This window comes from Bradyrhizobium sp. CB3481, assembly GCF_029714305.1.
Taxonomy (GTDB): domain Bacteria; phylum Pseudomonadota; class Alphaproteobacteria; order Rhizobiales; family Xanthobacteraceae; genus Bradyrhizobium.
On record NZ_CP121647.1, the window covers coordinates 6,927,006 to 6,949,124 of the forward strand.

A 22,119-nucleotide genomic window follows, 5' to 3' on the forward strand; every position below is an offset into this window, starting at 1 on the left:
ACGCAGGGACCCATAACCACCAGCAGAGGTTTTGCGAAAGGCGTCTGCCAGGCTGCCATATTGAGAAATCACGCGGTATGGGTCCCTGCGTTCGCAGGGACGACAGAAATTTGCAAAATCGGACGCGGCAGCGCATGGCTGCTGCAATCATCCGGCGATTGCATTTGTTCTGATGACAAACTGAACACCCGGGCGTAGCCTCTCCCAAAACATAAAGCACGGGAGGAGTGGCATGCCAGACGCAGCGGTTGCAGCACGTTCTTCTGAAACGACCAACAGCGGCGCGACGCAACAGGTCGATGTCGCCGTGGTCGGTGCCGGATTTGCCGGCCTTTATCTTCTGCATCGCTTGCGCAAGGCCGGATTCTCGACTGTCGTGATCGAGGAAGCCGGCGATGTCGGCGGCACCTGGTACTGGAATCGCTATCCCGGCGCACGCTGCGACATCCAGACCATCGATTACAGCTACACCTTCGATCCCGACCTGGAGAAGGCCTGGCAATGGTCGGAGAAGTACGCGACCCAACCGGAAATCCTGCGCTATCTCGGCTTCGTCGCCGACCGCTACGATCTGCGGCGCGACATTCGCTTCGGCACCAAGGTCACATCGGCTAGTTGGAATGAAAGCACCCAGCGCTGGCAGCTCACGACCAGCAATGGCGCTGGCGTCTCCTGCCGCTATTACATCATGGCGACCGGCTGCCTCTCCGCGCCCAAGCCGCCGGAGATCGACGGCGTCAAGGATTTCAAGGGAGAGGTCTATTTCACGGGACGCTGGCCACACGAGGAAGTCAAGCTCGCCGGCAAGCGTATCGCCGTGATCGGCACGGGATCGTCGGGCATCCAGTCGATCCCGCTGCTCGCCGAGCAGGCCGCGCATCTCACCGTATTCCAGCGCACGCCGAATTTCGCGCTGCCCGCCCATAACGGCCCGGCGCCGGCGGACCGGCTCGCGATGCTTCAAGGCGACCGCGCCGTCTATCGCGAGCAGGCGCGCTGGTCGCTCGCCGGTGTTCCCTATCCGCAGCAGATGGCGGTGAGCTGGCAGCTCAGCGATGCCGAACGGCGCGAGCGCTTCGAGCAGGCGTGGGCCACCGGCGATCTCGTCTACATCCTCACCCAGCTCTGGGCCGACCAGGGCGTCGACGTCGACGGCAACAGGCTGCTCGCGGACCTGATCCGCGAGAAGATCCACGAGATCGTCAAGGACCCCGCGACGGCCGAAGCGCTGACGCCGCACGACCATCCGTTCGGTGCCAAGCGACCCTGCCTCGATACCAACTACTACGCCACCTATAATCGATCGAATGTCACGCTGGTGAATTTGCGGCAGGAGCCGATCACCGAGATCACGGCGACCGGCATCACAACCGACAAGCGCAGCTTCGACGTCGACGTCATTGTGTTCGCCACTGGCTTCGACGCCATGACCGGCGCGATCCGCGCGGTGCACCCGATCACCGGCCGTGACGGCAAGTCGCTGTCTGATGTCTGGGCCAGCGGCCCGCAGACCTATCTCGGACTCACCGTCGCCGGCTTCCCGAACCTGTTCCTGATTACCGGCCCCGGCAGCCCATCGGTGCTGTCGAACATGGCGGTTTCGATCGAGCAGCATGTCGACTGGGTGGTCGACCGCCTGGCGGCAATGCGCGAGGCCGGTTTCACCGCCATCGATGCGACCGACACGGCGCAGGCCGGCTGGGCGCAGCACATGGCCGATTGCTCGATGATGACGCTGCATCGCCTTGCCAACACCTGGTACACCGGCGCCAATGTCCCCGGCAAGGCGCAGGGCGTGATGCCCTATTGCGGCGGCGTCGGCCCCTACCGCAGCATCTGCAACGAGGTCGTCGCCCGCGGCATGCTCGGTTTCCGCATGACCGGCCCCGATGTCGCCGAGCAGTGCAATGACGGCAGAGTCGTGCATTTGCAGCCGGACGTCCGGCTGGTGCTCGGCATGCTGGCGGAGATGAACCTTCCCATCATCGAACAGCTTGGCGCGCAGGGCGCGCGCGACTTCCTGACCGAATTCAATAAGGGCCGTCCGGCCGGACGTCCGGTCGGCGAGGTCGGCGACGGCGTGCTGCACGGCGCCGAGGGTCTGCTGCCCTATCGTCTCTACAGGCCGGCAACGCCGGGGCCGCATCCAATCGTGGTCTATTTCCACGGCGGCGGCTGGGTGCTCGGCGACGAGCAATCCGACGATCCGTTCTGCCGCGATCTCTGCCGCCGCAGCGGCATGATCGTGGTCAGCGTCGGCTATCGCCACGCGCCCGAGCACCGATTCCCGGCGGCGGCCGAGGACGGCTATGCGGCGACGCGCTGGATCGCCGAGCATGCGGCCGAGCTCGGCGGCAGGCCGGGACCGGTGCTGGTCGCCGGCTGGAGCGCCGGCGGCAATATCGCCGCCGTCACCTGCCAGCTCGCGCGCGACCGCGGCGGCCCTGACATCGCGGGCCAGCTCCTGATCTGCCCGGTCACCGATTGCAGGTTCGATCGTCCCTCCTATGCCGAGAACGCCGACGGCTATTTCGTGACGCGTTCCATGATGTTCTGGTTCTGGGACATCTATTGCTCGCCCGCCGACCGCACCGATCCGCGCGCCTCTCCTCTGCGCGGTAATCTTGCTGGGCTTCCACCTGCATTCATCGCCACCTGCGAATTCGATCCGCTGCGCGACGAGGGCATCGAATATGCACAAGCGCTGGCGGCTGCCGGCAGCCCGGTCGAGCAGCTGCAGGCCCGCGGCCACATCCATACCTCGCTGATGATGGTGGACGTGGTGATCACCGGCGTCAGCGCCCGCGTGAAGATGGCGGAGGCCCTGCGCGGCTTTGCGGGTCTGCCGAAGGCGCTGGAGGAAGCCGAGCAGGACGTCTCGCCGATCACGGTGAACGCGGCGGCGGGGTAGATATGCCGCAGCCGTGTTTACCTCTCCCGCTTGCGGGGAGGTCGGCGCGTAGCGCCGGGTGGGGCTCTCTCCACTCGGGCAGTGTCGCCCGCGGAGGCACCCCCACCCCCGCCCTCCCCCGCAAGCGGGAGAGGGGGCGCACCTTCTCCGTGGTCGCGATCATTCCGCCGCAGTCGCAGAGCGCGCGGTCCGCCTCTCCCTCTCAAACACAATCCCCTCATACCCCTTCTGCGCCACCTCCGTGATCGCCGCGACATATTTGGGCGTGCCGCCGTTGTAGACGAGATAGCGGGTCTTGCCGTATTCGTGGCCAGGGACGTTCGAATTGTAGCCGGTGAACCAGGACTTGGCTTTGCGCATCAGCATGATCGCGTACATCTTGGTGACATGCGCGGTCCAGCGCGCCTGTGCCTCTGGCGTCGGCTCGGCGCGCGTGTAGCCGTGGCGCCAGATGTGCTCGAGCAGGCCCATGCACCAGCCGACGCCGTTCTCGATGCCGCGCGGGAAATTCGTCGAGGCCGAACCGCTCTGCGGCCCGGTCGGCATCAGCAAATTCGGAAAGCCGTGCGCCATCATGCCGAGAAAGGTCGAGGGACCGTCGCGCCAGTCATCCGCCAGCTTCACGCCGCCGGCGCCGGTGATATCGATCGAATCGAACGCGCCGGTGATGGCGTCGAAACCGGTGGAATAGACGAGGATATCGAGGTCGTAGTCGCGCGCGCTGGTGCGCAGGCCTTTCTCGGTGACGCGCTCGATCGGGGTCTCGCTGATATCGACGAGATGCACGTTGTTGCGGTTGTAGGCTTCGAAATAGTTGGTCTCCAGCGGGACACGCTGCACGCCGAAGCCATGGTCCTTCGGGATCAGCTTCTCGGCAGTCACCGGATCTTTCACGCGCTGCCGGATGCGACCGGCGATGTACGCTGAGAACTCGGCATTGGCCGCCTCGTCGGTGAATATCTCGCGGAAATTGCTCAGCCAGATGCCGAAGCCGGGCTCGTCATAGAGCTTGTCCCACAGTGCGATCCGCTCCTCGTGCGTGACCTCGTAGAAGCCGCGCCTGTCCGGCTCGTGCTCGAAGCCGCCGGGCGTGCGGGTGCAGGCGGCGAAGATCTCATCATAGCGCGCGCGGATGTCCGCCATCTCCTGTTCGGAGATCTCGCTGTTGTTGAGCGGCGCGCTCCAGTTCGGCCGCCGCTGGAACACGGTGAGCTCGCCGACCTCATCGGCGATCTCGCCGATGATCTGGATCGCGGTGGCGCCGGTGCCGATGATACCCACCTTCTTGCCGGCGAGTTCGACCGGCTCATGCGGCCAATAGAAGGTGTGAAACGAGCGGCCCTTGAACGTCTCCATGCCTTCCAACCGCGGCAGCGTCGGAATGGACAATAACCCCACCGCGAGAATGAGGAAGCGGCAGCTCAGCTCCTGTCCATCCTCTAGCCGGAGGCGCCAGATATGACCGGCCTCGTCGAATTCGGCCGCCTTGAGCTTGCGGCCGAAGCGCATGTATTTGCGAAGACCGAACTTGTCGGCGACGTAGTTGAGGTAGCGCAGATTCTCCGGCTGCGCCGAAAACCGCTCCTTCCAGTGCCACTCCTCGAGCAGCTCTTTCGAGAACGAATAGCCGTAGGTGTAGCTTTCGGAATCGAAGCGCGCGCCCGGATAGCGGTTCCAGTACCAGGTGCCGCCGAGATCGGGCGCGGCATCGAGCACGAGGGCATCGATGCCGCGATCGGCCAGCCGCTTGATCTGGTAGATGCCCGAGACGCCGGCGCCGACGACGACAACCTCATAATGCGGCTTGATCTCCCCGGTCATGCACGGCTTCCTCATGTGTCGTTCTTGCTGCCTGCGGTCTCTGCGCGGCCTGGCCGCACTATAGCAAGTCTCAGGTGGCGTGCACTTGTGTCAGCAAGCCGGCCTGCGTTGCGGAAACGACGGTGGGCGCATCCTACGGGGTTGCGCGGTAGGCGCACCAAACACCGGTGTCATCCTCCGCGCAGGCGGAGGATCCAGTACGCCGCGGCTCATCGGTTCAATCACTGGCGTCTCTGGGATACTGGGTCACCCGCCTGCGCGGGTGACGACAAGGGAGTGTGAGGCGGCGTTCTCGCGACATGGTTTGTCCGAGGTTTGCTGAAACTTTCCGCCCTCTCTAATAAGAGGGCGCAGGGAAGACCGGGTGCGCGCCGCACCCGCGGTCTCGTGTGCTGCTTGCGCATAACAAAAAATGCACACGAGCATACAGGTTCGGCGGGAGCATCCCGGCCTTCCCTGCGCAATGGCTCTACGGCTTACTTCGTGCTCTTCCCGGAGAACGGCTCTTTTGCCTCCGTCGCCCGCGAGATGCTTTCGCTTCTCGAAGACTTAACGCCAGCACCACGGCGCCAGAACCACACGACTTCACCGTACGCCTCAGCCACATTCGTCAGTCGTGACATCCGCGTCCATCGCATCTCCCCGCGCGTCAGTGACGATGGCCAACGCCCCTCATCCCCGCGGTGAGACGGGCGCAGTTATGCCGCTGATTTGGGGGAAAACGGAAGCGGAATATTTCTGATTTACAGAAATTCCTGGCTTGACGTGATTTCTGAAAACCGGAAGTGATTTGCCCGTCGGGCAGTCACAAGCCGGAAAAGCTTACCCTCCCCCTGGAGGGCCCTCCAGGGGGTGAGCCCTCATGCGCATCGATCACCAACGCGTCAAGCGGCCGAGTCCGCATCGATCTGTGCATGCAACGCTTCGACATACGGATCCTCGATCCCCAAGGCCTGTAGCTGCATCGCCAGTTGCACGAGGTAATCCCGGTTGGTGCCGAGAACGCCCTTCCCGCTGGCGATCATCGCGGCGGTCTCGGCGAGCGGCAGTTCGCCGACATAGCTCGGATGCGAGGTGTTCGAGGTAAACGCCAGCGCGGTGATCGGCCCCTGCGGCGTCGTCATCGGCACCATCGCCGGGGCATAGCCGCCGCGTATCATCTCGCGACGCCACAATATCGCAGTCTCGGCGTGGACGGCGTCGGCGGCGATACGAAACGCCAGGCCGTGGCAGCGGCCTGGCTGCGGCTCCAGCGATAACATCAAGGCCGGGTAATCATGCGAGCCGCGGCCGAGATTGATCTTCAGTGTGAAGCGGCGCTGATAGTTTTCGACATCGGCAAGCCGCACCTCGGCGAAATGGAATCCGGGGTCCCACATCAAGGAGCCGTAGGAGAAGATCCAGAGGTCGCGGCCATCAGGGTAATCGCCGAGCACGAGCAGCCGCGACGCTTCGATCTCATCGTCCGACAGGCGCCAGCTCGCCGGCCATCCCGCCGCCCGCGCCCGCTGCTCCCACATCGAGAACATCTCGGGTGTCAGGCGCAGCAGCGACTTCGCGGGATGAGTGACCCGCTCCCGCAAGTCCGGCAGATGAATGAATGCGTCCGCGGTCAAGCCTGCCCCCTGTTGCAGATGCTCCGTTCATCCGCAATGTGCCATCGCAGGGCCGTGGCGCCAATTTCAAACCGCGCGACTTAGCAGGTCTTTATTTCATGACCTGGCCAACATTTTTGAGGTGACCGGGGGCGCTGGCCGACGCCGGGAGATCGCGCGGCCGATCATTCGATGCTGCGTGGCGCGCCGTGACGTGGCCCGCCTCCGGATGTCTCGTCCGGCTAAGCCTCTGCCGAAAACCCCTCATGGCGGGGTGGCCCCTCTGGTCCCCCCCCGCGCTGACGTCGGCGAACAGACATTCGTAGCATGGTTTGAGATCATCATCGCAGACCTGGATGCGCCAGTCGCCGGTTTCGTTTTCCCTGTTACGCATGAGTTCCTGCGCGACGGCGTGCGCATGCGCCCGGGCAGTCGCAACATCGGAAAATTCCTGGCCTTCGCTATCCGGGTAAGTATGGGTGCCCGCTTTCAGAATGAAATAAAACAGCGGCATGATACCTCCTGTTAATGGACGTTCGGCTCTCCCATCGGAATTGTGGTTTGACTTGAATTCTGTTTTGACAAGACGACCGGCATCCTCGATGCCCGAGAACACACGCAACTTTGCCATCCCGTGCAGTCCCACAAGGAGGTCAAATTCAAAGGCTGCTTGTCGTTCCCGTTGAGGCGTAAAAGTTCTGATAGCTCGCGTTCGACAAACATACATGCCAAGGGCCGCCCGAACGGGTCAAGATCCCAGGCGCCGTGCGTCAGCCCCGGAATCAAGGGGCAGAGCCTACAGGTCAGCGAAGACAAGCGGAGCCCGATAGACGGCGCGAAGCGCAGCAATCGGGAACTTCGGTCGGTTGCGGACAGTTCATCCGCTCACGCATTTATCTTTTAGCTTATCGGTCGCCGCCGCCTGGAACAGCCGCCCATAGTTTGAGCGGACAACCTCATCGCACTCGCAGGCCCGCTTCCTTAGTTGCGCGATGTCGATGATGTGCAGCCGTCCGCGGACGTACGAAATCAATCCGTCGGCCTGCAAGGCGCCAGCCACGGTCGTAACGCTGGTGCGGCGGACGCCCATCATCCGGGCGAAGAGCTCCTGCGTCAGCGATAGATCGGGCCCGACAAGGTCGTGCATGCGCGAAAGCCATTTGCAGGTCCGCGCCTCGATGTCATGCACGGCATTGCAGGCGGCGGTCTGCTGCACCTGGGCCAGGAAGAACTGCTCGTATCTTATCAGCAGCGCCTTGAGATCCGGCAGTTCCGCAGCGAGCACACACAACCTGTCCGGGCCGATCACCGATGCCCGGCCGGCAATCTGCACCGCCACCAGGTTGAGCGAAACCTTGTCGTCAAGCGCCTGGCTCGCGCCAAACACGCCGTCATTTCCGATCATGCCGGTTTCGATGGTGGAGCCGTCAGCCAGCTCGACGATGCAGGAGAGGATGCCCGAATGCGGAAAGTAAACCCGCTGGATGCGCTGATAAGGTTCGGCTAGCACCTCTCCCGCGGCCAGCTCGATGATCGAAAGATGAGGCGCAAGGCGCGCGAGGCTCGTCTGCGCAAGGCGGCCGAGCAGGAAGTTCGAAGCGTGAGGCATTTTTTACCCCCTACGGCGCGCCAATTCGCCGTTTCCAGCGAGCCACGCACCAAGCCAACTTCCATTTCCAGAAAGATTGCGACGTGCGCAGAGCTTGCGCAAGCCAAAACTGGCCGCCCGCATACGACTTCCGAATGAGGCCCTGCGCCCGGAGCCCCTATCGGCATTGCGGGATTTCCCTTAAGAGCGGATGGAACCGCCCCTCGTCGCTGGGCCGGCGCAGCAGCAAGTCCGCTGGAGTGCTGCCGGACCCTCAAGCCACCGCACCGATAACGAGAGCAACCCGATGCGCGACCAGTTCTCCAACAATCAGCAAACCCGAAAGCCTGCCGTCAGTTCCAAAGGCGGCATCGTCGCCGCGCAATCGCGCCGGGCGGCGGAGGTCGGCGCCGAAGTGCTGGCCGCGGGCGGCGACTGCGTCGATGCGGTCATTGCAACGACGTTCGCACTCGGCGTGCTGGAGCCCTGGATGAGCGGGCCCGGCGGCGGCGGCGCGATGGTGCTCTACCGCGCGCGCGAAGACCGTTATGAGGTGATCGACTACGGCATGCGCGCGCCGGCGAGCCTCAACCTCGCGGATTATCCGCTCGCCGGCGGCGGCGCGGCTTCCGATATATTTCCGTGGCCGCGGGTGAAGGATGACCGCAACATTCACGGTCCCGGCTCGATCGCAGTGCCCGGCGTGGTCGCCGGCATGGAGGAGGCGCATCGCCGCCACGCCAAAATGCCGTGGCAGGAATTGCTGGCGCCGAGCGTCAAGCTCGCTGGCGAGGGCCTTGCGGTCGATTGGTGGACCACGGTGATGATTTCGAGCGCGGCTGCGGATCTCCGCCGCTATCCCGCGAGCGCCGCCGCCTATCTCGTCGACGGCCTGCCGCCGAACCCGCAATGGGGCGTCCGGTCGGTGATCCGCATGCCGCAGGACAAGCTCAAGGCCGCGATGGCGCAGCTCGCCAGCGCCGGCGCGCGCGACTTCTACGAAGGCGATCTGGCGAACAGCCTGGTTGCCGACATCAAGGCCGCCGGCGGTGCGCTCTCTCTCGAAGACCTCAAGCCGTTCCGCGCCACGTTGCGAGAGCCGCTGGCGATCTCCTATCGCGGCGGCAAAGTGTTCGCGACGCCTGAGCTCACCGCCGGGCCGACGCTGTCGCGCGTGCTCGGCCTGCTGCAAAAGGATTTTTCCCCGGCGCGCGGCGGGCCGGATCCCGCGGCCTACGCCGCCTATGCATCGGCGCTGCAGGCCGCGTATCGCGAACGCCTCAAGGACATGGGCGACCAGGACGGCCGGCGCTCGCTCGGCACTGAGGCGCTGGCACCGGCCTGCACCACGCATTTCTCGGCGGTCGATCGCGACGGCAACATGGCCGCGGTGACGCAGACGCTGCTCTCGACCTTCGGCTCGAAGATCGTCACGGAAGCGACCGGCATCACCATGAACAACGGCATCATGTGGTTCGACCCGACGCCGGGCATGCCGAATTCGCTCGCGCCCGGCAAGCGCTGCCTGACCAACTACACGCCGGTGCTGGCGCAGGCATCCGATCGCCGCCGCGTCGCGGTCGGTGCCTCCGGCGGCCGGCGCATCCTTCCCGCCGTCAGCCAGCTATTGTCCTTTGTAATGGATTACGGCATGGACCTCGACGCCGCGATCCATCAGCCGCGCATCGACGCCAGCGAAGGCGCCGTCGTGATCGGCGACAAGCGCCTGCCGCAGGCCACGCACGATGCACTCGCCGCGCGCTTCGACTATGAGCGCGCGGGCACGCAAACGCTGCCGATGAAATTTGCCGTGCCCAGCATCGTGATGCGCGACGGCGACACCAACAGCGGGGCCAGCGAGCCATTCCACGCCTGGAGCGAGGCGGTGGCGGAGCGGTGAGCTATTGCCCTCACCGTCATGCCCGGGCATAGCCGTCTGAAGGACGGCGTCGCTTCCGCTCGCCTATGTGCCGGGCATCCACGTTCTTGTCTCGAGTAGCAAGAAAGACGTGGATGGCCGGGACGAGCCCGGCCATGACGAGAGAGTATTTGACTTGAAGCAGGCAGACTTACCTTGTCTGCGCTTCGATCGTTACGGTGCAATCCGCGCCGCTCTGACCGGAGACCACGATCTGTCCATCCGGTGAGCCCATCGGAATCGGCGGGGTCGTCGCACCGCCGGGCACCTGGACCGTGACACTGATGGATTGCTGCTGCGCCGCGGCTCCGACCGTCTGCGGCGTGAGCTCGGTGACGTTGCCGGCGGTATCGCGCCGCATGATGCGGCACGGCGAGGCGCCACCGGCGGCAGCCGTCGTGCCGGTGTACCCGGCTGTGCCGGTGGTGCTGCCACCAGCGCTGCTGCCAGTGCCCGCCGCATGGATGCGCGAGGCGTCGCGCGGGATCTGGCTGACGATCCGGTGCGTGCGCGGCTCGACGATCACGATCTCCTCCTCGGTCGTGAAGTAATCATAGCCGCGATATTCCGGCTCGATTGACACGATGGTGTCGGGCAGCCGGTGGAACCGGACGCGATCCGGGGCTCGCTCGCCGACACGGATCGAGATGTTCAGGTTGCGCTCGGGCTCGGCCAGACGCTCGCGGGTCAGGGTCTGCGAAATCCGCACCTGCTTGTCGGTCGAGAGATTGGACTGCTGCGTGGTCTGCGTCTGGCCCGTCTGGCTCTGCGTGGTCTGGTTGGTCGAGCCGGTGGGCGCGTTCTGCGCATTGTTGGAAGGCTGCTGCCGCGTGGTATCGGTCGCGGTCGACGGCCGGTTCGCATCCTTGCCCGGTTCGGTCTTGCCCTGCTCGGCGGCATTCTTCGAGCTGTCGCGCTGGTCGCGGCCGGAATCCTTCTGAGTGTCCTTCTGCGTCGCAGCCGTGCCCTCGCGCTCCTTCTGCGCGCTAGTTCCTTCCTTGGACTTGTCGGATTCCGCGCGCGACTTTTCGCGGTCGCTGTCGCGCTTCATCTCGGCGCTGCCCTTGCCGCTATCCTTCGTGTCCTTGCCTTCTCGCGCGGTCTGATCGCGGCCGCCCTGGCGGGAATCCTGCGCGCGCTCGGTGGATTTCGCATCGTCGCCACGGCCGCGCTTGTCATCGGCTGCGGTTGCCGGACGGTCGCTCGATGGCGAGGCCTTGCCCCGCTCCTCGGTCTGGCGGGAACCGGCGCCTCTTTCCTCATGGCCCGCAGCGCCTTTTTGTTCCGCGGCATGCCCGCGTTCCTGCGCCCGCTCGGCGCCGCGTTCTTGCGATGCACCACCCTTGCCGGTATCCGCCGGCCGCATCTGTTTCTGCTCTTCGCCTCTTGCGCCCGGCGCCTGGCCATAGGAAACGGCCGGAGCCAGCATCAGGCATATGAATCCCGTCGATAACAGCAACTGCTTGCGCATATGGACCTCCTCCAGATCGGCGTTACGCAGGCGAACGTTCGCCGCTGCCGGAGGTTCCGTACAGGCCGGTTGGAATCGCAGACGAGCTCCCGCGCTGCCATCTGCCGGCGCCCGCGCTTACTGCGCCGCCTTGTTGGTCGACACGATCTCGCGCACCTTGACGCGCTGCTCCTCGATCGCGCCGGCAAACTGCGCAGAGTTGAGGATACGAACCTTGACGCCGGCCGCTTGCAACCGCGAATTGATCTCCGCATTTTTGCCAACGGTAGCGATATCGTCAGCGATCCCATCGCGGACCGCGGTTGGCAAATCGCGCCCGCCGAAGAAGCCCACCACGCCATCGAAGGTGAGTTCGGGGAATCCGGCTTCCATCGCGGTCGGCACATCAGGCGCGATCGGCGAGCGCTCCTGATTGGTGACCATCAGCAGCCGTGCTTTGCCGCTTGCCACCGCCGGCATCATGATGGGGGGCGCCGAGACCAATATCTGAATGCGGTTTTCGGCGAGGTCCTGCAGCGCCGGGGCAAACTCGCGGTACGGCACCTGCGTCAATTTCAGCCCGTTCTTCTTCTGCAGCGCCAGAAAAATATAGTGCGGCAGGCCTGCGGTGGCGGCCCAGTTGAAGCGCTCTGGCGTCGCCTGCGCCGCCGCGATGAACTTGTCGATCGATTGCACGCCGGTCTGCGCCGACACTGCGATGGCAAAGAAATTATCGATCACTGCCGCAATAGGAACGAGGTCGCGAACGGGATCGTAAGGCAGCTTGTCGTGTATCAGCGGGTTGATCGATATCGGCGCCGCGAACGAAAACAGCAGCTTTGGTCGTCGTGGGCATTCACGAAGGTTGTGACCCCTGCGATGCCGTCAGCGCCGGGGCGGTTTTCCACGACCACGGCTTGGCCCCAGCGCTGAGATAACCCCTCGGCGAACAGGCGCGCAGCCAGATCGGTGGCACCGCCGGTCGGAATCGGCGCAATGATCTTGACCGTGCGGTGCGGCCAGGCGCCGGCGGCGGCCGGCTGATAGGTGCTGACGATCATCGCGACCAACGACGTAAGAAGCAACATCGCTCTACGGGGCATGGCTCGACCTCCCTGGCGTCACGGATGATTTGACGGAACCACGCTTGCGCCGTCCGCCGCCTGGGCGCGCATGGATGCGATTGCCCTCCACCACGCGCACCAGCATCTCCAGAAACAGCTCTTTTTCCTTAGCCGTCAGCGCCGTCAGGATTCGATCGTTAGCCTGACGAATTTTTGGTCGGTAGGCGCGCCACAGCTTCCTGCCCGTCGGGGTAATATAAAGCTCGCGGGCGCGGCGATCGGCGCCATTCACTGCCCGCTTCAGAAGCCCGCGCGCTTCAAGCTTGTCGGCGATCAGGCTGACATTGTTGCGGTCGATCCCGAGCGCCTCCGACAGCGATTGCTGGCTGATGCCGGGCACGTCGTCGACGAACACCAGCAAGGCATATTCGAGCTGCACCAGGTCCGCCTCTTTCAGGACAGAGGCGATCACGCTCGCGCAGATCTGCTGAAGCCGCCGGACCAAGGGGGCCAATACGCGCCGGATGGGTACGCCGTCGGATCCGAGGATCACGACCGACCGATCGTCTCCTGAAGGGTTTTTGGCAGCGGCGCGCATGCTTTCCCCATCATCAAACTTTTGATGATCATAATTATGAGTATTTGGATTGTCAATCGGCGCTCGGCGCGCCCGGTAACAGGGTTTGATGGCGGTCCATCCGTAGTCGCTGAGCTCGCCGCGCCTGCTTCGAGGCTGCGGTTTCGGAGCTTTGAATCATGTCTGGGGTCGCGAATGACCCGAAGCCGGCTTCGTTTGCAGTACAGGTGGAAAATAGCAAAAAGTGCGATACTCTAACTTATCGCTTTCCAGTGGCAGGGGATCGCATGTTCGTTTCGCGCAGACGGTTGCTTCAGGGTTCTTTGCTTTGTGCTGTAGGATTAGTCGGGAGATCATCGCCGGCTCTTCCTCAAGAACTCGCCTCACCACCAACTTCGGCTGAGCGCAATAGATTGGCTCGGCTTGCCGCTAATTTTATGGACACTTATGATGTTCCAGGTCTTTCAGTTGCGATCTCAATCAAGGGAAAACCTGTCTTTGTCGAAGCGTTCGGTGTTGCCGATCGAGAAACCGGGGAAACATTAACGCCGCAACACAGATTTAGAATTGCAAGTGTAGCTAAGCCGATTACGTCGACCGGGATTTTTACACTGATCGAGGCAGGAAAGCTAAAGCTTGATAGTCACATTTTTGGACCAAATTCTATTCTCGGAGATGACTATCCGACCCCGCCTGATCGCTCCATTGTTGAGCAAATTACAATTGAGCATCTGCTGACTCACACGATCGGCGGCTGGGGAAACAAAGTTAGTGATCCGATGTTCTTGAACAAGGAAATGAATCATCGGGAACTCATAGCTTGGACCTTAAAACACATCACTCTGAATGATCCTGTAGGAAAGTCCTTTGCATACTCTAATTTCGGCTATTGCATCCTTGGACGCGTGATTGAAAAGCTTACTGGTCAGACGTACGAACGGTACATCAAAGACAATCTTCTAAAGCGATGCGGCATAAACGACATGCAGATCGCAGGAAATACGTTGGAGGATCGAGCGGCCAATGAGGTCAAATACTATAATCAGACTCCAGGCGATCCGTATGGAATGAACGTGACCCGGATGGATTCTCACGGCGGTTGGATCGCAACACCAAGCGATTTGACGGCGTTCTTCGTCCACATCAACGGATTCAAAGATGCCGAGCAGCTGCTTAACGACGGCACCATCCGTACAATGACCATCGCTTCCGCTGCGAATCCTAACTATGCCAAAGGTTTCTTTGTCAACGCGCAGAACAATTGGTGGCATCCCGGTCTATTGGATGGAACTCAAACCATCGCTGTACGAACGCATAGCGGTTTCTGCTGGGCGGCGTTTACTAACACGCGAGCGAAATTTCGGGATATGGGCTCCGCTCTTGATCGGCTTGTGTGGCACATGGTGCTTTCTGTGGCTGATTGGCATCCATGAGGATTGTGCCTGAGCGACCTTCCGTCTTCCCCGGTGGTGCGGCTTTTTATCTCAACTGCGGATGTCGGCCCATCGCATCATTTCGCTGCGATGCCGAATTTGATCGCTACCGGGGCATAGGGCCCTCGCGCACCGTCAGCCCGGCCGATTTATCGTTCACGGACTAAATCCCGAGCCGGTCCCGCACCCGCCCGGTCATTACGGCGGCGGTGACGCCGAGCGGCCAGAAGGCATGCAGCGCCATCGGCTTGATGCCGGTGATGGGCATATCGATGGCGGCGCTGTTTCCGCCGGCGAGGCGGCGCGCCAGTTGCGCGCCCATCGCGGTCGAGAGCGCGACGCCGCGGCCGTTGCAGCCGAGCGAGATCAACAGATTCTCCGCGGGCTCATGCACATGGGGATAGTGATCCGGCGTGATCGCGAGGCGGCTGTTCCAGCCGTGGGTCCACTTCACGCCCTTGATCTGCGGCCACAGCCGCTCGGCATAGCGGATGAGATAGGCGACATCCGCCGGCTTATCGATCCAGCGCATCGGCCCGCGGCCGCCCATCAACAGACGATTGTGCTGATCGATGCGGTAATAGACCGTGACGTGCCCGCTTTCGTAGAGCACCGGCCGCGTCGGCATGATCGATCGAGCGACATCGTCGGACAAGGGCTCGGTAGCGGTGATCGAAGAAAACACCGGCACGATCGAGCGGCGCAGGCCGGGCCACAGATTATCGGTAAAACCATTGGTCGCCAGCAGCACCTTCTCGGCGCGCACGACCGCGCGCGGCGTTTCGATGCGCCAGATAGCGCCCTCGCGGCTGAGCGACAGCGCCGGCGTCTTGCCATGCACGACGGCGCCGGCCGAGATCGCGGCGCGCACGAGGCCGCGCGCATAGCTTAGCGGATGCAGATCGCCGCCGCGACTGTCCAGCATGGCGCAGAGATAGCGGTCGGTGCCGGTCATCTCGCGCATCTGCTCGCGGTTCAACAGCGTCACCGGCATGCCGCGGCGGACGCATTGCTTGGCCGTGTTCTCGATTGCCGCGGCGCTTGCTTCATTGTAGGCCGCGCGTAACGTGCCGTTCTGCCGCGCCTCGCAGGGGATCTGGTAGCGGCGGATCAGGTCGAACGTGTAGTTGGTGGTGCCGTAAGCGAACGCGATCATGCGGCCGCCGAGATCAGTGCCGAAATCGGCCTCGATCTTATCAGGGTCGTGCTTCAGCCCCGGATTGACCTGGCCGCCATTGTTGCCCGAGGCGCCCCAGCCAGGCTCGCGCGCTTCCAGCACGGTGACGTCGATACCCTGCTCGGCCAGATGCAGCGCGGTCGACAGCCCGGTGAAGCCGCCGCCGACGATCGCGACCGCGACCTTCTTGTCGGCCGTGAGCGGCGGCGTCGGTATCGGCGCGACCGCCGTATCGGCATAGAGGCTTGGCGGCAGCGGCTGTAGGGCGGGTGTATTCATGCTTGATAACTCAGAGCGGATGCAGCACGCGCCGCAAAAAGTCCTGCGTGCGCGCATGCTGCGGCTGGTTGAGAACCGACTTCGCCGGCCCCTGCTCGACGATCACGCCGCCGTCGATGAACAGCACGCGGTCGGCAACGTCACGGGCAAATCCCATCTCGTGGGTGACGACGACCATGGTCATGCCGTCATCGGCGAGCTTTCGCATCACCGAGAGCACCTCGCCGACCAGTTCCGGGTCAAGCGCCGAGGTCGGCTCATCGAACAGGATCGCCTTCGGCTGCATGGCGAGCGCCCGCGCGATCGCAACGCGCTGCTGCTGTCCGCCGGAGAGTTGTGGCGGATAGCTATCTGCCTTCTCGGCCAGCCCGACCTGCACCAGCAGCGCCCGGCCCCGCTCCAGCGCCTCGGCGCGCGACTCCTTCTTCACATAGATCGGCCCCTCAATGACGTTCTCGAGCGCCGTGCGGTGCGGAAACAGGTTGAAACGCTGGAACACCATCGAGACCTGGGTGCGGATCGAAACGATCGACCGCGCGCTGCGATCGACGCGCGCACCCTCGACGCGGATGTCGCCGCTGTCATAGCTCTCCAGCCCGTTGATACAGCGCAGGATGGTGGATTTGCCGGAGCCCGACGGGCCGATGATGCAGACCACCTCGCTCTTCGCAACCGACGCCGTGATGCCCTTGAGCACCTCCACTTTGCCAAAACTCTTGTGGACGTTGGACAGCTCGATCATTTCTGGCCTGCGCGCTTTTCGAAATGGCGGACCAGCAGGATGAGCGGAATGCTCATGGTGAGATACATCAGCGCGACCAGCGTGAACACGCTGGTGTTCTTGAAGGTCGACGATGCAATCAGCTTGCCCTGCAGCGCCAGCTCGGCCACCGTGATAGTGGAGGCCTGCGAGGAGTCCTTCAACATCATGATCATGATGTTACCGTAGGGCGGCAACATGATCTTCACCGCCTGCGGCAGCACCACCCGCCGCATGGTGAGCCACCAGCCCATGCCGATGGTCTGCGCGGCCTCGATCTGCCCCTTGTCGATCGCCTCGATACCGGCGCGGAAATTTTCCGACTGATAGGCCGAATAAGCGATGCCAAGACCCAGAATCGAGGCCTGCAGCGCCGTCAGCGCGATGCCGAAGTCCGGCATCACGAAATACAGATAGAACAGCAGCACGATGATCGGGATGCCGCGGATCACATTGATCAGGCCGGCACTCAACCCGACCAGCACACCGATGCCGGATACCCGCATCAGCGCCCAGAAAAGCCCGAGCACGGTCGACAATGCCAGCGACCCGATGGTGACGACGATCGTCAGCCAGACGCCCTGCAACAGGATCGGCACGAACTCGACGGCGTCGCTGAAAAACTTCTGCATCGGCTCAGGTCAGGGTTGCGTCCTGCCAAGGGAATGTTGCGTCCTGCTTCAGGGCATCAGGAGGCGTCGGCCTTCTGTCCCCATTTCTCGAGAATTTTGCCGATCGCGCCGCTCTTCTTGAGCTTGGCGAGCGAGGCGTTGATCTTGGCGAGCAACTCGGTGTCGCTCTTGCGCACGCCGATCGCGACGGTACCAACAGTGACCGGCTTGTAGGAATCGACCAGACGCACCTCGGCGAAATTGCCCTGCTTGAGATTGTAGGCGAGGATCGGGTAGTCGGCGAAGCCCGCCTTGAGGCGGCCCGCATTCACATCGCGCAGGATGTCGGGAATGGTGTCGTAGACCTTGACCTCGTTGAACAGCCCGGTTTTTTTCAGTGCGTCGACAAAGGCCGTTCCCACCTGGGCGCCGACGGCCTCGCCCTTGAGGTCGTCCTGCGAGGCATAGTTCTTGGAGTCGGTCTTCGGCACCACGAGCCCCTCGCCATAGGTGTAGACGGCGTCGGAGAAATCGATCACCTCCTTGCGCGCGGCCGTTGCGAACATCGCGGCCGAAATGATGTCGATCTTGTTCGAGGTCAGCGACGGAACCAGCGCCGAGAACTGCATCGGCTCGATCTGCACCTTGAAGCCCGCGTCGTTGCCGATCTCGGTGATGAGATCGACCATGATGCCCTGGATGCTGTTGGTCTTGGTGTCGAGGAAAGTGAAGGGCACGCCGGTCGGCGTCGAGCCCACCTTCAGCACCTGCTGCGCGGATGCCGGCATCGCGGCCGAGAGAACAACAGCCGCCATCGCGGCCTGAACGTAACGCTTCAGAGCCATCGCACCACCTCCCGAATTGAACGCCGGCCGGAGCGTTTCGCCCGCGTTAGACCAAAGAGTTGCGGGACAAGCCGTTCAGGCCTATTTTCACCAATATGAAATTGTGGTCACACTTCCCCGGCCATTGCAAGCCATTTTCATGCACATGAAGGAAGCAGCCTGACGTGAGCGGCGGCAAAAGGATCAGGAAATCGGCCCCGAAAGCGCGGGTGAAGGCCGGCAAGGCAAGCACTCGGTCGAAGGCGAAGACCGCCGCCAGGCCGGCCGAGCCGGCGATGGATGTTGCGGTCGGCAGCCGCATTCGCGAGCTGCGCCGCGAGCACAGGCTGTCGCTGGAGACGATTGCCGCACGTACCGACCTCTCGATCGGATTTATCAGCCAGATCGAGCGCGGCCTCTCGTCGCCGTCGCTGCGCGTGCTGGCAACGCTCGCCGACGTGCTCGGTGTCGGCATTGCCGCGCTGTTCGGCGCTCAGCCCAGCGGCGATGCCGCGTCCGGTGGCGTGGTCACGCGCCAGTTGCAGCGCGCTGAGCTCAAGCTGTGGCGCACCGGCATCTCAAAACAATTGCTGAGCCCCGCGGGAACGGAAAGCCGCCTCAACCTGTTCCTCGTCCACATGGAGCCCGGCGGCAACACCGGCGACGAGCTCTACACCCATGATGGCGAAGAGGCTGGCCTGGTGCTGGAAGGCGAGATGACGCTGACGGTCGACGCCGAAACCTGGACGCTGAAGACCGGCGACAGTTTTCGTTTCGCCAGCCGCCGGCCGCACCGCTTTTCAAATCCGGCGGATGATGCGAAAGCTGTGGTGCTGTGGGTGAACTGCGTGACGCAGGCGGGATGAGCCGCCATCTGGAGTAATTCATGGATCAGGCCGCAGACGATTGGGTTCCGCACAGCGCCCACTGGGGCGCCTTTTCCGCGCGATGGAATGGCGCGACCCTCGACGTCACCCCTTACGCGGGCGACCCGGCACCCTCCCCGCTCCTGCAGAATTTTTCCAATGCAATGCGCCACAAGGCGCGCATCCTGCGGCCGATGGTGCGCAAGGCATGGCTGGATCGGCGCGCACGCAGCGAGCGCACGTTCGATCAGAAATTCGTCGCCTGCCCTTGGGACGAAGTGCTCGACCTGCTCGCCGGCGAATTGTCGCGCATCAAGACCGAGCATGGCGGCGCGGCGGTCTATGGCGGCTCCTACGGCTGGTCCAGCGCCGGGCGTTTTCATCATGCGCAGAGCCAGGTTCACCGCTTCCTTAACATGGCGTTCGGCGGCTATGTGCGCTCAGTCAACAGCTACAGCGCCGGCGCTTCGGCGGTGATCTTGCCGCATATCATGGGCGGCTATGAGGCCATCTCGCGCCACAACGTGACCTGGGATCAGGTCGCCGAGCATAGCGATACGGTGCTGGCCTTCGGCGGCATGGCCGTGAAGAATTCGGATGTCGCCAGCGGCGGCGTCAGCCGGCATATCGAGCGCGCCGCGATGCAACGGGCCGCGCGCCGCGGCGCCATCTTCTATAACGTTGCGCCATTACGCGACGACATGCCGGAAGAAGCCGGCGGGCGATGGGTGCCGATCAAGGTCGGCACCGATGTCGCGCTGATGCTGGCGCTGGCGCACACCCTCCTCGTCGAAAATCTCTGGGACAGCGGCTTTGTCGCGCGCTACTGCACCGGCTTCGAGATCTTCGAGCGCTATCTGCTCGGCCGCGATGATAGCATCCCAAAGGACGCGGCGTGGGCAGCCAATGTTGTCGGCCTTCCCGCGACTGCGATCGTCGACCTCGCCCGCCGGCTGCCGCGCGGGCGCACCCTGATCACGGTCTCGCATTCGCTGCAGCGCGCACAATATGGCGAGCAGCCGGTGTGGATGGGCGCGGTGCTTGCGGCGATGCTCGGCCAGATCGGCCTGCCCGGCGGCGGCTATCATTACGCGCTCGGCGCCCTCGGCCACACCGGCCGCCGGCCCAATGCCGTTCCGATCCCGACGCTGCCGCAAGGCAAGAACGGCGTCGCCGACTTCATCCCGGTCGGGCGTGTCGCCGACATGTTGCTGCATCCCGGCGAACGGTTCGACTATAACGGCCGCGCGATGCGCTACCCTGATATCAAGCTCGTCTATTGGGCTGGCGGCAACCCGTTCCACCATCACCAGGACATCAATCGGCTGCGCCGGGCTTTCAATGTCCCTCAAACCATCGTCGTGCACGAGAGCGCCTGGACGCCGATGGCGAAATTTGCCGACATCGTGCTGCCGGCGACGATGACGCTGGAGCGCGACGATATCGGCGCCGCCGCCACCGATCCGAGGCTGGTCGCGATGCGAAAGGCGGTCGATCCGATCGGCGAAGCCCGCGATGATTTCGATATCTTTGCTGACCTATCGCGGCGCTTGGGCGTCGAACAGGCTTTTACGGAAGGGCGCAGCAGCCGGCAGTGGCTGACGCATCTTTACGAGCCGACGCGGCGTGCGCTGCTCGACGCCGGCTGGGATGCCCCTGACTTCGAAGCGTTCTGGCGGCGCGGCGAACTTGAATTGCCGTCAGCGCCCGACGACGGCGGCTTTCTCAGTGCCTTCCGCAACGATCCCGTCGGCAAAAAACTGCCGACGCCAAGCGGCAAGATCGAGATCTATTCGAAAGCCATCGCGGGCTTCGGTTACGACGACTGCCCGCCCCACCCGGCATGGCTGCCCTCGACCGAACCGCCGGATGTACGCCATCCGCTGACGCTGATCGCCAACCAGCCGGCGACGCGGCTGCACAGCCAGCTCGACTTCGGCGCCTACAGCCAATCAAAGAAGATCGCCGGCCGCGAGCCGGTCCGCCTCCACCCCGCTGATGCGTCGCGTCGCGGCATCAAGAATGGCGACATCGTCCGCCTCTTCAACGATCGCGGCGCGTGCCTAGCCGCCGCCACGCTCTCGCACGACGTCATGCAAGGCGTGGTGCAACTATCCACCGGCGCTTGGTACGATCCGGAAGTCGGCGCGGCAGACCGTCCGCTCTGCGTCCACGGCAATCCGAACGTGCTCACCCGCGACATCGGCACATCGCGATTGGCGCAGGGTTGCTGTGGTCAGGTGACGGTGGTCGAGTGCGAGAAGTATCAGGGAACGCTGCCGCCGATTAGGGCCTTTGATCCGCCCGAACAAGCGTGATGCCAATGCAAGATACGCCGCATTTAGCGCCGTCATTGCGAGCGGAGCGAAGCAATCCATCGCGCCGCAAGCGGAGACATGGATTGCTTCGTCGCTTCAGCGCAAAATTGCTTTGCAATTTTGTCGCGAGCTCCTCGCAATGACGGCGGCGAGAGGTGCGTCGACCTTACCCAAACCTGGAATCGTACCGGCTCCCGCTGAGTTCGCTCACATCGATAGCCGGCTTCCGTCCCGAAAATCACATCCGCCAGCACCCGCCCCGAGCCGCAGGCCATTGGTCCAGCCGAGCGAGCCGTGGCCGGTGTTGAGATACAGATTGCTGGAGCACGTCGCGCCGAAGCTCAACGAGCGAAGGCGTTCACCACACCGGCTGTCCGGGTGCGGGGAACAACATCGAAGAATTTAGACTTACCCGAATGAAATCGACAATCCGAATTTAGGACTGTCGATTCAGACGCCGTCAATCCCTGCGACCTACGCTTGCCAGAGTTCGCATTGGTACACGAGGAGCCGAGCATGCCGAACCGAGGGAAACAGGAGAAGGCACGAGCCGCCGCCGCCGAGGAGCGTGAGGATATCATGAGCTCGGCTGCGTTAAGCGCCATGAGCGCGGGCGCTGTAAATGCCATGGCAGCGGTCGGCGCCGCCGTCATCAAGCTGCACAAAGCGACGATGGACAAGAAGCCGGAATGGTTCTGGCACCTCTTTTCGAAGTGCGAGGCCAAGGCCGCACGTATCGCCGACCAAGCCGCGCAAGCGCCTCGCTCGAATGGCGACGCCACATTCATTGAGGTCTACGCCAGGACCTTACCGGAGCTGGTGAGGAAGGCTCTAAGCGCGCACGAGCAGGCGTTACACTAAGCGAACCTGCGCGACACGCGTACGTGGAGGGTCTGCCTCACCCGTCGCTTCGCGCTGGGCATCGCC

18 protein-coding genes and 1 pseudogene are annotated in these 22,119 nt (G+C 63.4%); 6 read left to right on the top strand and 13 right to left on the bottom strand.

Annotation, left to right across the window (positions count from 1 at the left end; all coding sequences use genetic code 11):
• The first annotated feature begins 232 nt into the window (after positions 1-232).
• Positions 233-2,911, top strand: a complete 2,679-nt coding sequence (locus QA643_RS33515; RefSeq protein WP_283029926.1) for an alpha/beta hydrolase fold domain-containing protein — start codon at positions 233-235, stop codon at positions 2,909-2,911.
• Between the two features lie 159 nt (positions 2,912-3,070).
• On the opposite strand, the gene QA643_RS33520 is transcribed toward QA643_RS33515, so the two are convergent.
• The 4 genes from QA643_RS33520 to QA643_RS33535 form a co-directional block, all read right to left on the bottom strand.
• A complete protein-coding gene (locus QA643_RS33520) occupies positions 3,071-4,732 on the bottom strand; it encodes an NAD(P)/FAD-dependent oxidoreductase (RefSeq protein ID WP_283029927.1) in 1,662 nt (553 codons plus the stop codon).
• Between the two features lie 884 nt (positions 4,733-5,616).
• Entirely contained in the window at positions 5,617-6,348 is a 732-nt protein-coding gene (locus QA643_RS33525) for a gamma-glutamylcyclotransferase (RefSeq protein ID WP_283029928.1), read from the bottom strand.
• A gap of 91 nt (positions 6,349-6,439) precedes the next feature.
• Positions 6,440-6,958, bottom strand: coding sequence for a hypothetical protein (locus QA643_RS33530; protein WP_283029929.1), 519 nt, complete (start codon positions 6,956-6,958; stop codon positions 6,440-6,442).
• A 246-nt stretch (positions 6,959-7,204) separates the two neighbouring features.
• A complete protein-coding gene (locus QA643_RS33535; protein WP_283029930.1) occupies positions 7,205-7,936 on the bottom strand; it encodes a Crp/Fnr family transcriptional regulator in 732 nt (243 codons plus the stop codon).
• A 286-nt stretch (positions 7,937-8,222) separates the two neighbouring features.
• Here QA643_RS33535 and QA643_RS33540 point away from each other — a divergent pair, with 286 nt between their 5' ends.
• Complete coding sequence (locus tag QA643_RS33540; RefSeq protein ID WP_283035016.1) at positions 8,223-9,815, top strand: gamma-glutamyltransferase; 1,593 nt, start codon at positions 8,223-8,225, stop codon at positions 9,813-9,815.
• 169 nt (positions 9,816-9,984) lie between these two features.
• Here QA643_RS33540 and QA643_RS33545 read toward each other — a convergent pair whose 3' ends face one another.
• From QA643_RS33545 to QA643_RS33560, 4 genes are all read right to left on the bottom strand, one after another.
• A complete protein-coding gene (locus QA643_RS33545) occupies positions 9,985-11,304 on the bottom strand; it encodes a DUF1236 domain-containing protein (protein ID WP_283029931.1) in 1,320 nt (439 codons plus the stop codon).
• A gap of 117 nt (positions 11,305-11,421) precedes the next feature.
• On the bottom strand, positions 11,422-12,120 hold the full coding sequence (locus QA643_RS33550; RefSeq protein ID WP_349253305.1) for a tripartite tricarboxylate transporter substrate binding protein: 699 nt from the start codon (positions 12,118-12,120) through the stop codon (positions 11,422-11,424).
• Positions 12,078-12,386 carry a tripartite tricarboxylate transporter substrate-binding protein gene (locus tag QA643_RS33555; protein ID WP_283029932.1) on the bottom strand — a complete coding sequence of 103 codons (309 nt, stop codon included), beginning with the start codon at positions 12,384-12,386 and terminating at the stop codon, positions 12,078-12,080. The genes QA643_RS33550 and QA643_RS33555 overlap by 43 nt, the downstream gene beginning before the upstream one ends.
• Positions 12,376-12,945, bottom strand: a complete 570-nt coding sequence (locus QA643_RS33560) for a MarR family winged helix-turn-helix transcriptional regulator (protein ID WP_283029933.1) — start codon at positions 12,943-12,945, stop codon at positions 12,376-12,378. Before QA643_RS33560 ends, QA643_RS33555 begins: the two co-directional genes overlap by 11 nt.
• A gap of 158 nt (positions 12,946-13,103) precedes the next feature.
• On the opposite strand from QA643_RS33560, the gene QA643_RS33565 reads away from it, so the two are divergent.
• Positions 13,104-14,357, top strand: coding sequence for a serine hydrolase domain-containing protein (locus QA643_RS33565; RefSeq protein ID WP_283029934.1), 1,254 nt, complete (start codon positions 13,104-13,106; stop codon positions 14,355-14,357).
• Between the two features lie 163 nt (positions 14,358-14,520).
• Here QA643_RS33565 and QA643_RS33570 read toward each other — a convergent pair whose 3' ends face one another.
• The 4 genes from QA643_RS33570 to QA643_RS33585 are packed head-to-tail and all read right to left on the bottom strand — an operon-like array spanning position 14,521 to position 18,029.
• Positions 14,521-15,813 (bottom strand): FAD-binding oxidoreductase, encoded by a 1,293-nt coding sequence (locus tag QA643_RS33570; protein ID WP_283029935.1) that lies wholly within the window; start codon positions 15,811-15,813, stop codon positions 14,521-14,523.
• A gap of 10 nt (positions 15,814-15,823) precedes the next feature.
• Entirely contained in the window at positions 15,824-16,555 is a 732-nt protein-coding gene (locus QA643_RS33575) for an amino acid ABC transporter ATP-binding protein (protein WP_283029936.1), read from the bottom strand.
• Positions 16,552-17,205 (bottom strand): amino acid ABC transporter permease, encoded by a 654-nt coding sequence (locus QA643_RS33580; protein ID WP_283029937.1) that lies wholly within the window; start codon positions 17,203-17,205, stop codon positions 16,552-16,554. The genes QA643_RS33575 and QA643_RS33580 overlap by 4 nt, the downstream gene beginning before the upstream one ends.
• Before the next feature lie 56 nt (positions 17,206-17,261).
• Entirely contained in the window at positions 17,262-18,029 is a 768-nt protein-coding gene (locus tag QA643_RS33585) for an ABC transporter substrate-binding protein (RefSeq protein ID WP_283029938.1), read from the bottom strand.
• Between the two features lie 164 nt (positions 18,030-18,193).
• Here QA643_RS33585 and QA643_RS33590 point away from each other — a divergent pair, with 164 nt between their 5' ends.
• Both QA643_RS33590 and QA643_RS33595 read left to right on the top strand, forming a co-directional pair.
• Entirely contained in the window at positions 18,194-18,874 is a 681-nt protein-coding gene (locus QA643_RS33590; protein ID WP_283029939.1) for a cupin domain-containing protein, read from the top strand.
• Positions 18,875-18,894: 20 nt separating this feature from the next.
• The gene (locus QA643_RS33595) at positions 18,895-21,192 is read left to right on the top strand and encodes a molybdopterin-dependent oxidoreductase (protein WP_283029940.1); all 2,298 of its coding nucleotides are present in this window, start codon (positions 18,895-18,897) and stop codon (positions 21,190-21,192) included.
• 166 nt (positions 21,193-21,358) lie between these two features.
• On the opposite strand, the pseudogene QA643_RS33600 reads toward QA643_RS33595, so the two are convergent.
• Positions 21,359-21,528 (bottom strand): annotated as a pseudogene (locus QA643_RS33600) (D-amino acid dehydrogenase); the annotation flags it as partial.
• A gap of 180 nt (positions 21,529-21,708) precedes the next feature.
• On the opposite strand from QA643_RS33600, the gene QA643_RS33605 reads away from it, so the two are divergent.
• Positions 21,709-22,053 (top strand): hypothetical protein, encoded by a 345-nt coding sequence (locus tag QA643_RS33605; protein ID WP_283029941.1) that lies wholly within the window; start codon positions 21,709-21,711, stop codon positions 22,051-22,053.
• The last annotated feature ends 66 nt before the right edge of the window (positions 22,054-22,119 follow it).

Coding starts and splice junctions, on each gene's coding strand:
- QA643_RS33595 (WP_283029940.1), top strand. CDS start 18,895: ATGGATCAGGCCGCAGACGATTGGGTTCCGCACAGCGCCCACTGGGGC.
- QA643_RS33540 (WP_283035016.1), top strand. CDS start 8,223: ATGCGCGACCAGTTCTCCAACAATCAGCAAACCCGAAAGCCTGCCGTC.
- QA643_RS33575 (WP_283029936.1), bottom strand. CDS start 16,555: ATGATCGAGCTGTCCAACGTCCACAAGAGTTTTGGCAAAGTGGAGGTG.
- QA643_RS33530 (WP_283029929.1), bottom strand. CDS start 6,958: ATGGCAAAGTTGCGTGTGTTCTCGGGCATCGAGGATGCCGGTCGTCTT.
- QA643_RS33580 (WP_283029937.1), bottom strand. CDS start 17,205: ATGCAGAAGTTTTTCAGCGACGCCGTCGAGTTCGTGCCGATCCTGTTG.
- QA643_RS33585 (WP_283029938.1), bottom strand. CDS start 18,029: ATGGCTCTGAAGCGTTACGTTCAGGCCGCGATGGCGGCTGTTGTTCTC.
- QA643_RS33565 (WP_283029934.1), top strand. CDS start 13,104: ATGTCTGGGGTCGCGAATGACCCGAAGCCGGCTTCGTTTGCAGTACAG.
- QA643_RS33570 (WP_283029935.1), bottom strand. CDS start 15,813: ATGAATACACCCGCCCTACAGCCGCTGCCGCCAAGCCTCTATGCCGAT.
- QA643_RS33560 (WP_283029933.1), bottom strand. CDS start 12,945: ATGCGCGCCGCTGCCAAAAACCCTTCAGGAGACGATCGGTCGGTCGTG.
- QA643_RS33520 (WP_283029927.1), bottom strand. CDS start 4,732: ATGACCGGGGAGATCAAGCCGCATTATGAGGTTGTCGTCGTCGGCGCC.
- QA643_RS33515 (WP_283029926.1), top strand. CDS start 233: ATGCCAGACGCAGCGGTTGCAGCACGTTCTTCTGAAACGACCAACAGC.
- QA643_RS33605 (WP_283029941.1), top strand. CDS start 21,709: ATGCCGAACCGAGGGAAACAGGAGAAGGCACGAGCCGCCGCCGCCGAG.
- QA643_RS33545 (WP_283029931.1), bottom strand. CDS start 11,304: ATGCGCAAGCAGTTGCTGTTATCGACGGGATTCATATGCCTGATGCTG.
- QA643_RS33555 (WP_283029932.1), bottom strand. CDS start 12,386: ATGCCCCGTAGAGCGATGTTGCTTCTTACGTCGTTGGTCGCGATGATC.
- QA643_RS33535 (WP_283029930.1), bottom strand. CDS start 7,936: ATGCCTCACGCTTCGAACTTCCTGCTCGGCCGCCTTGCGCAGACGAGC.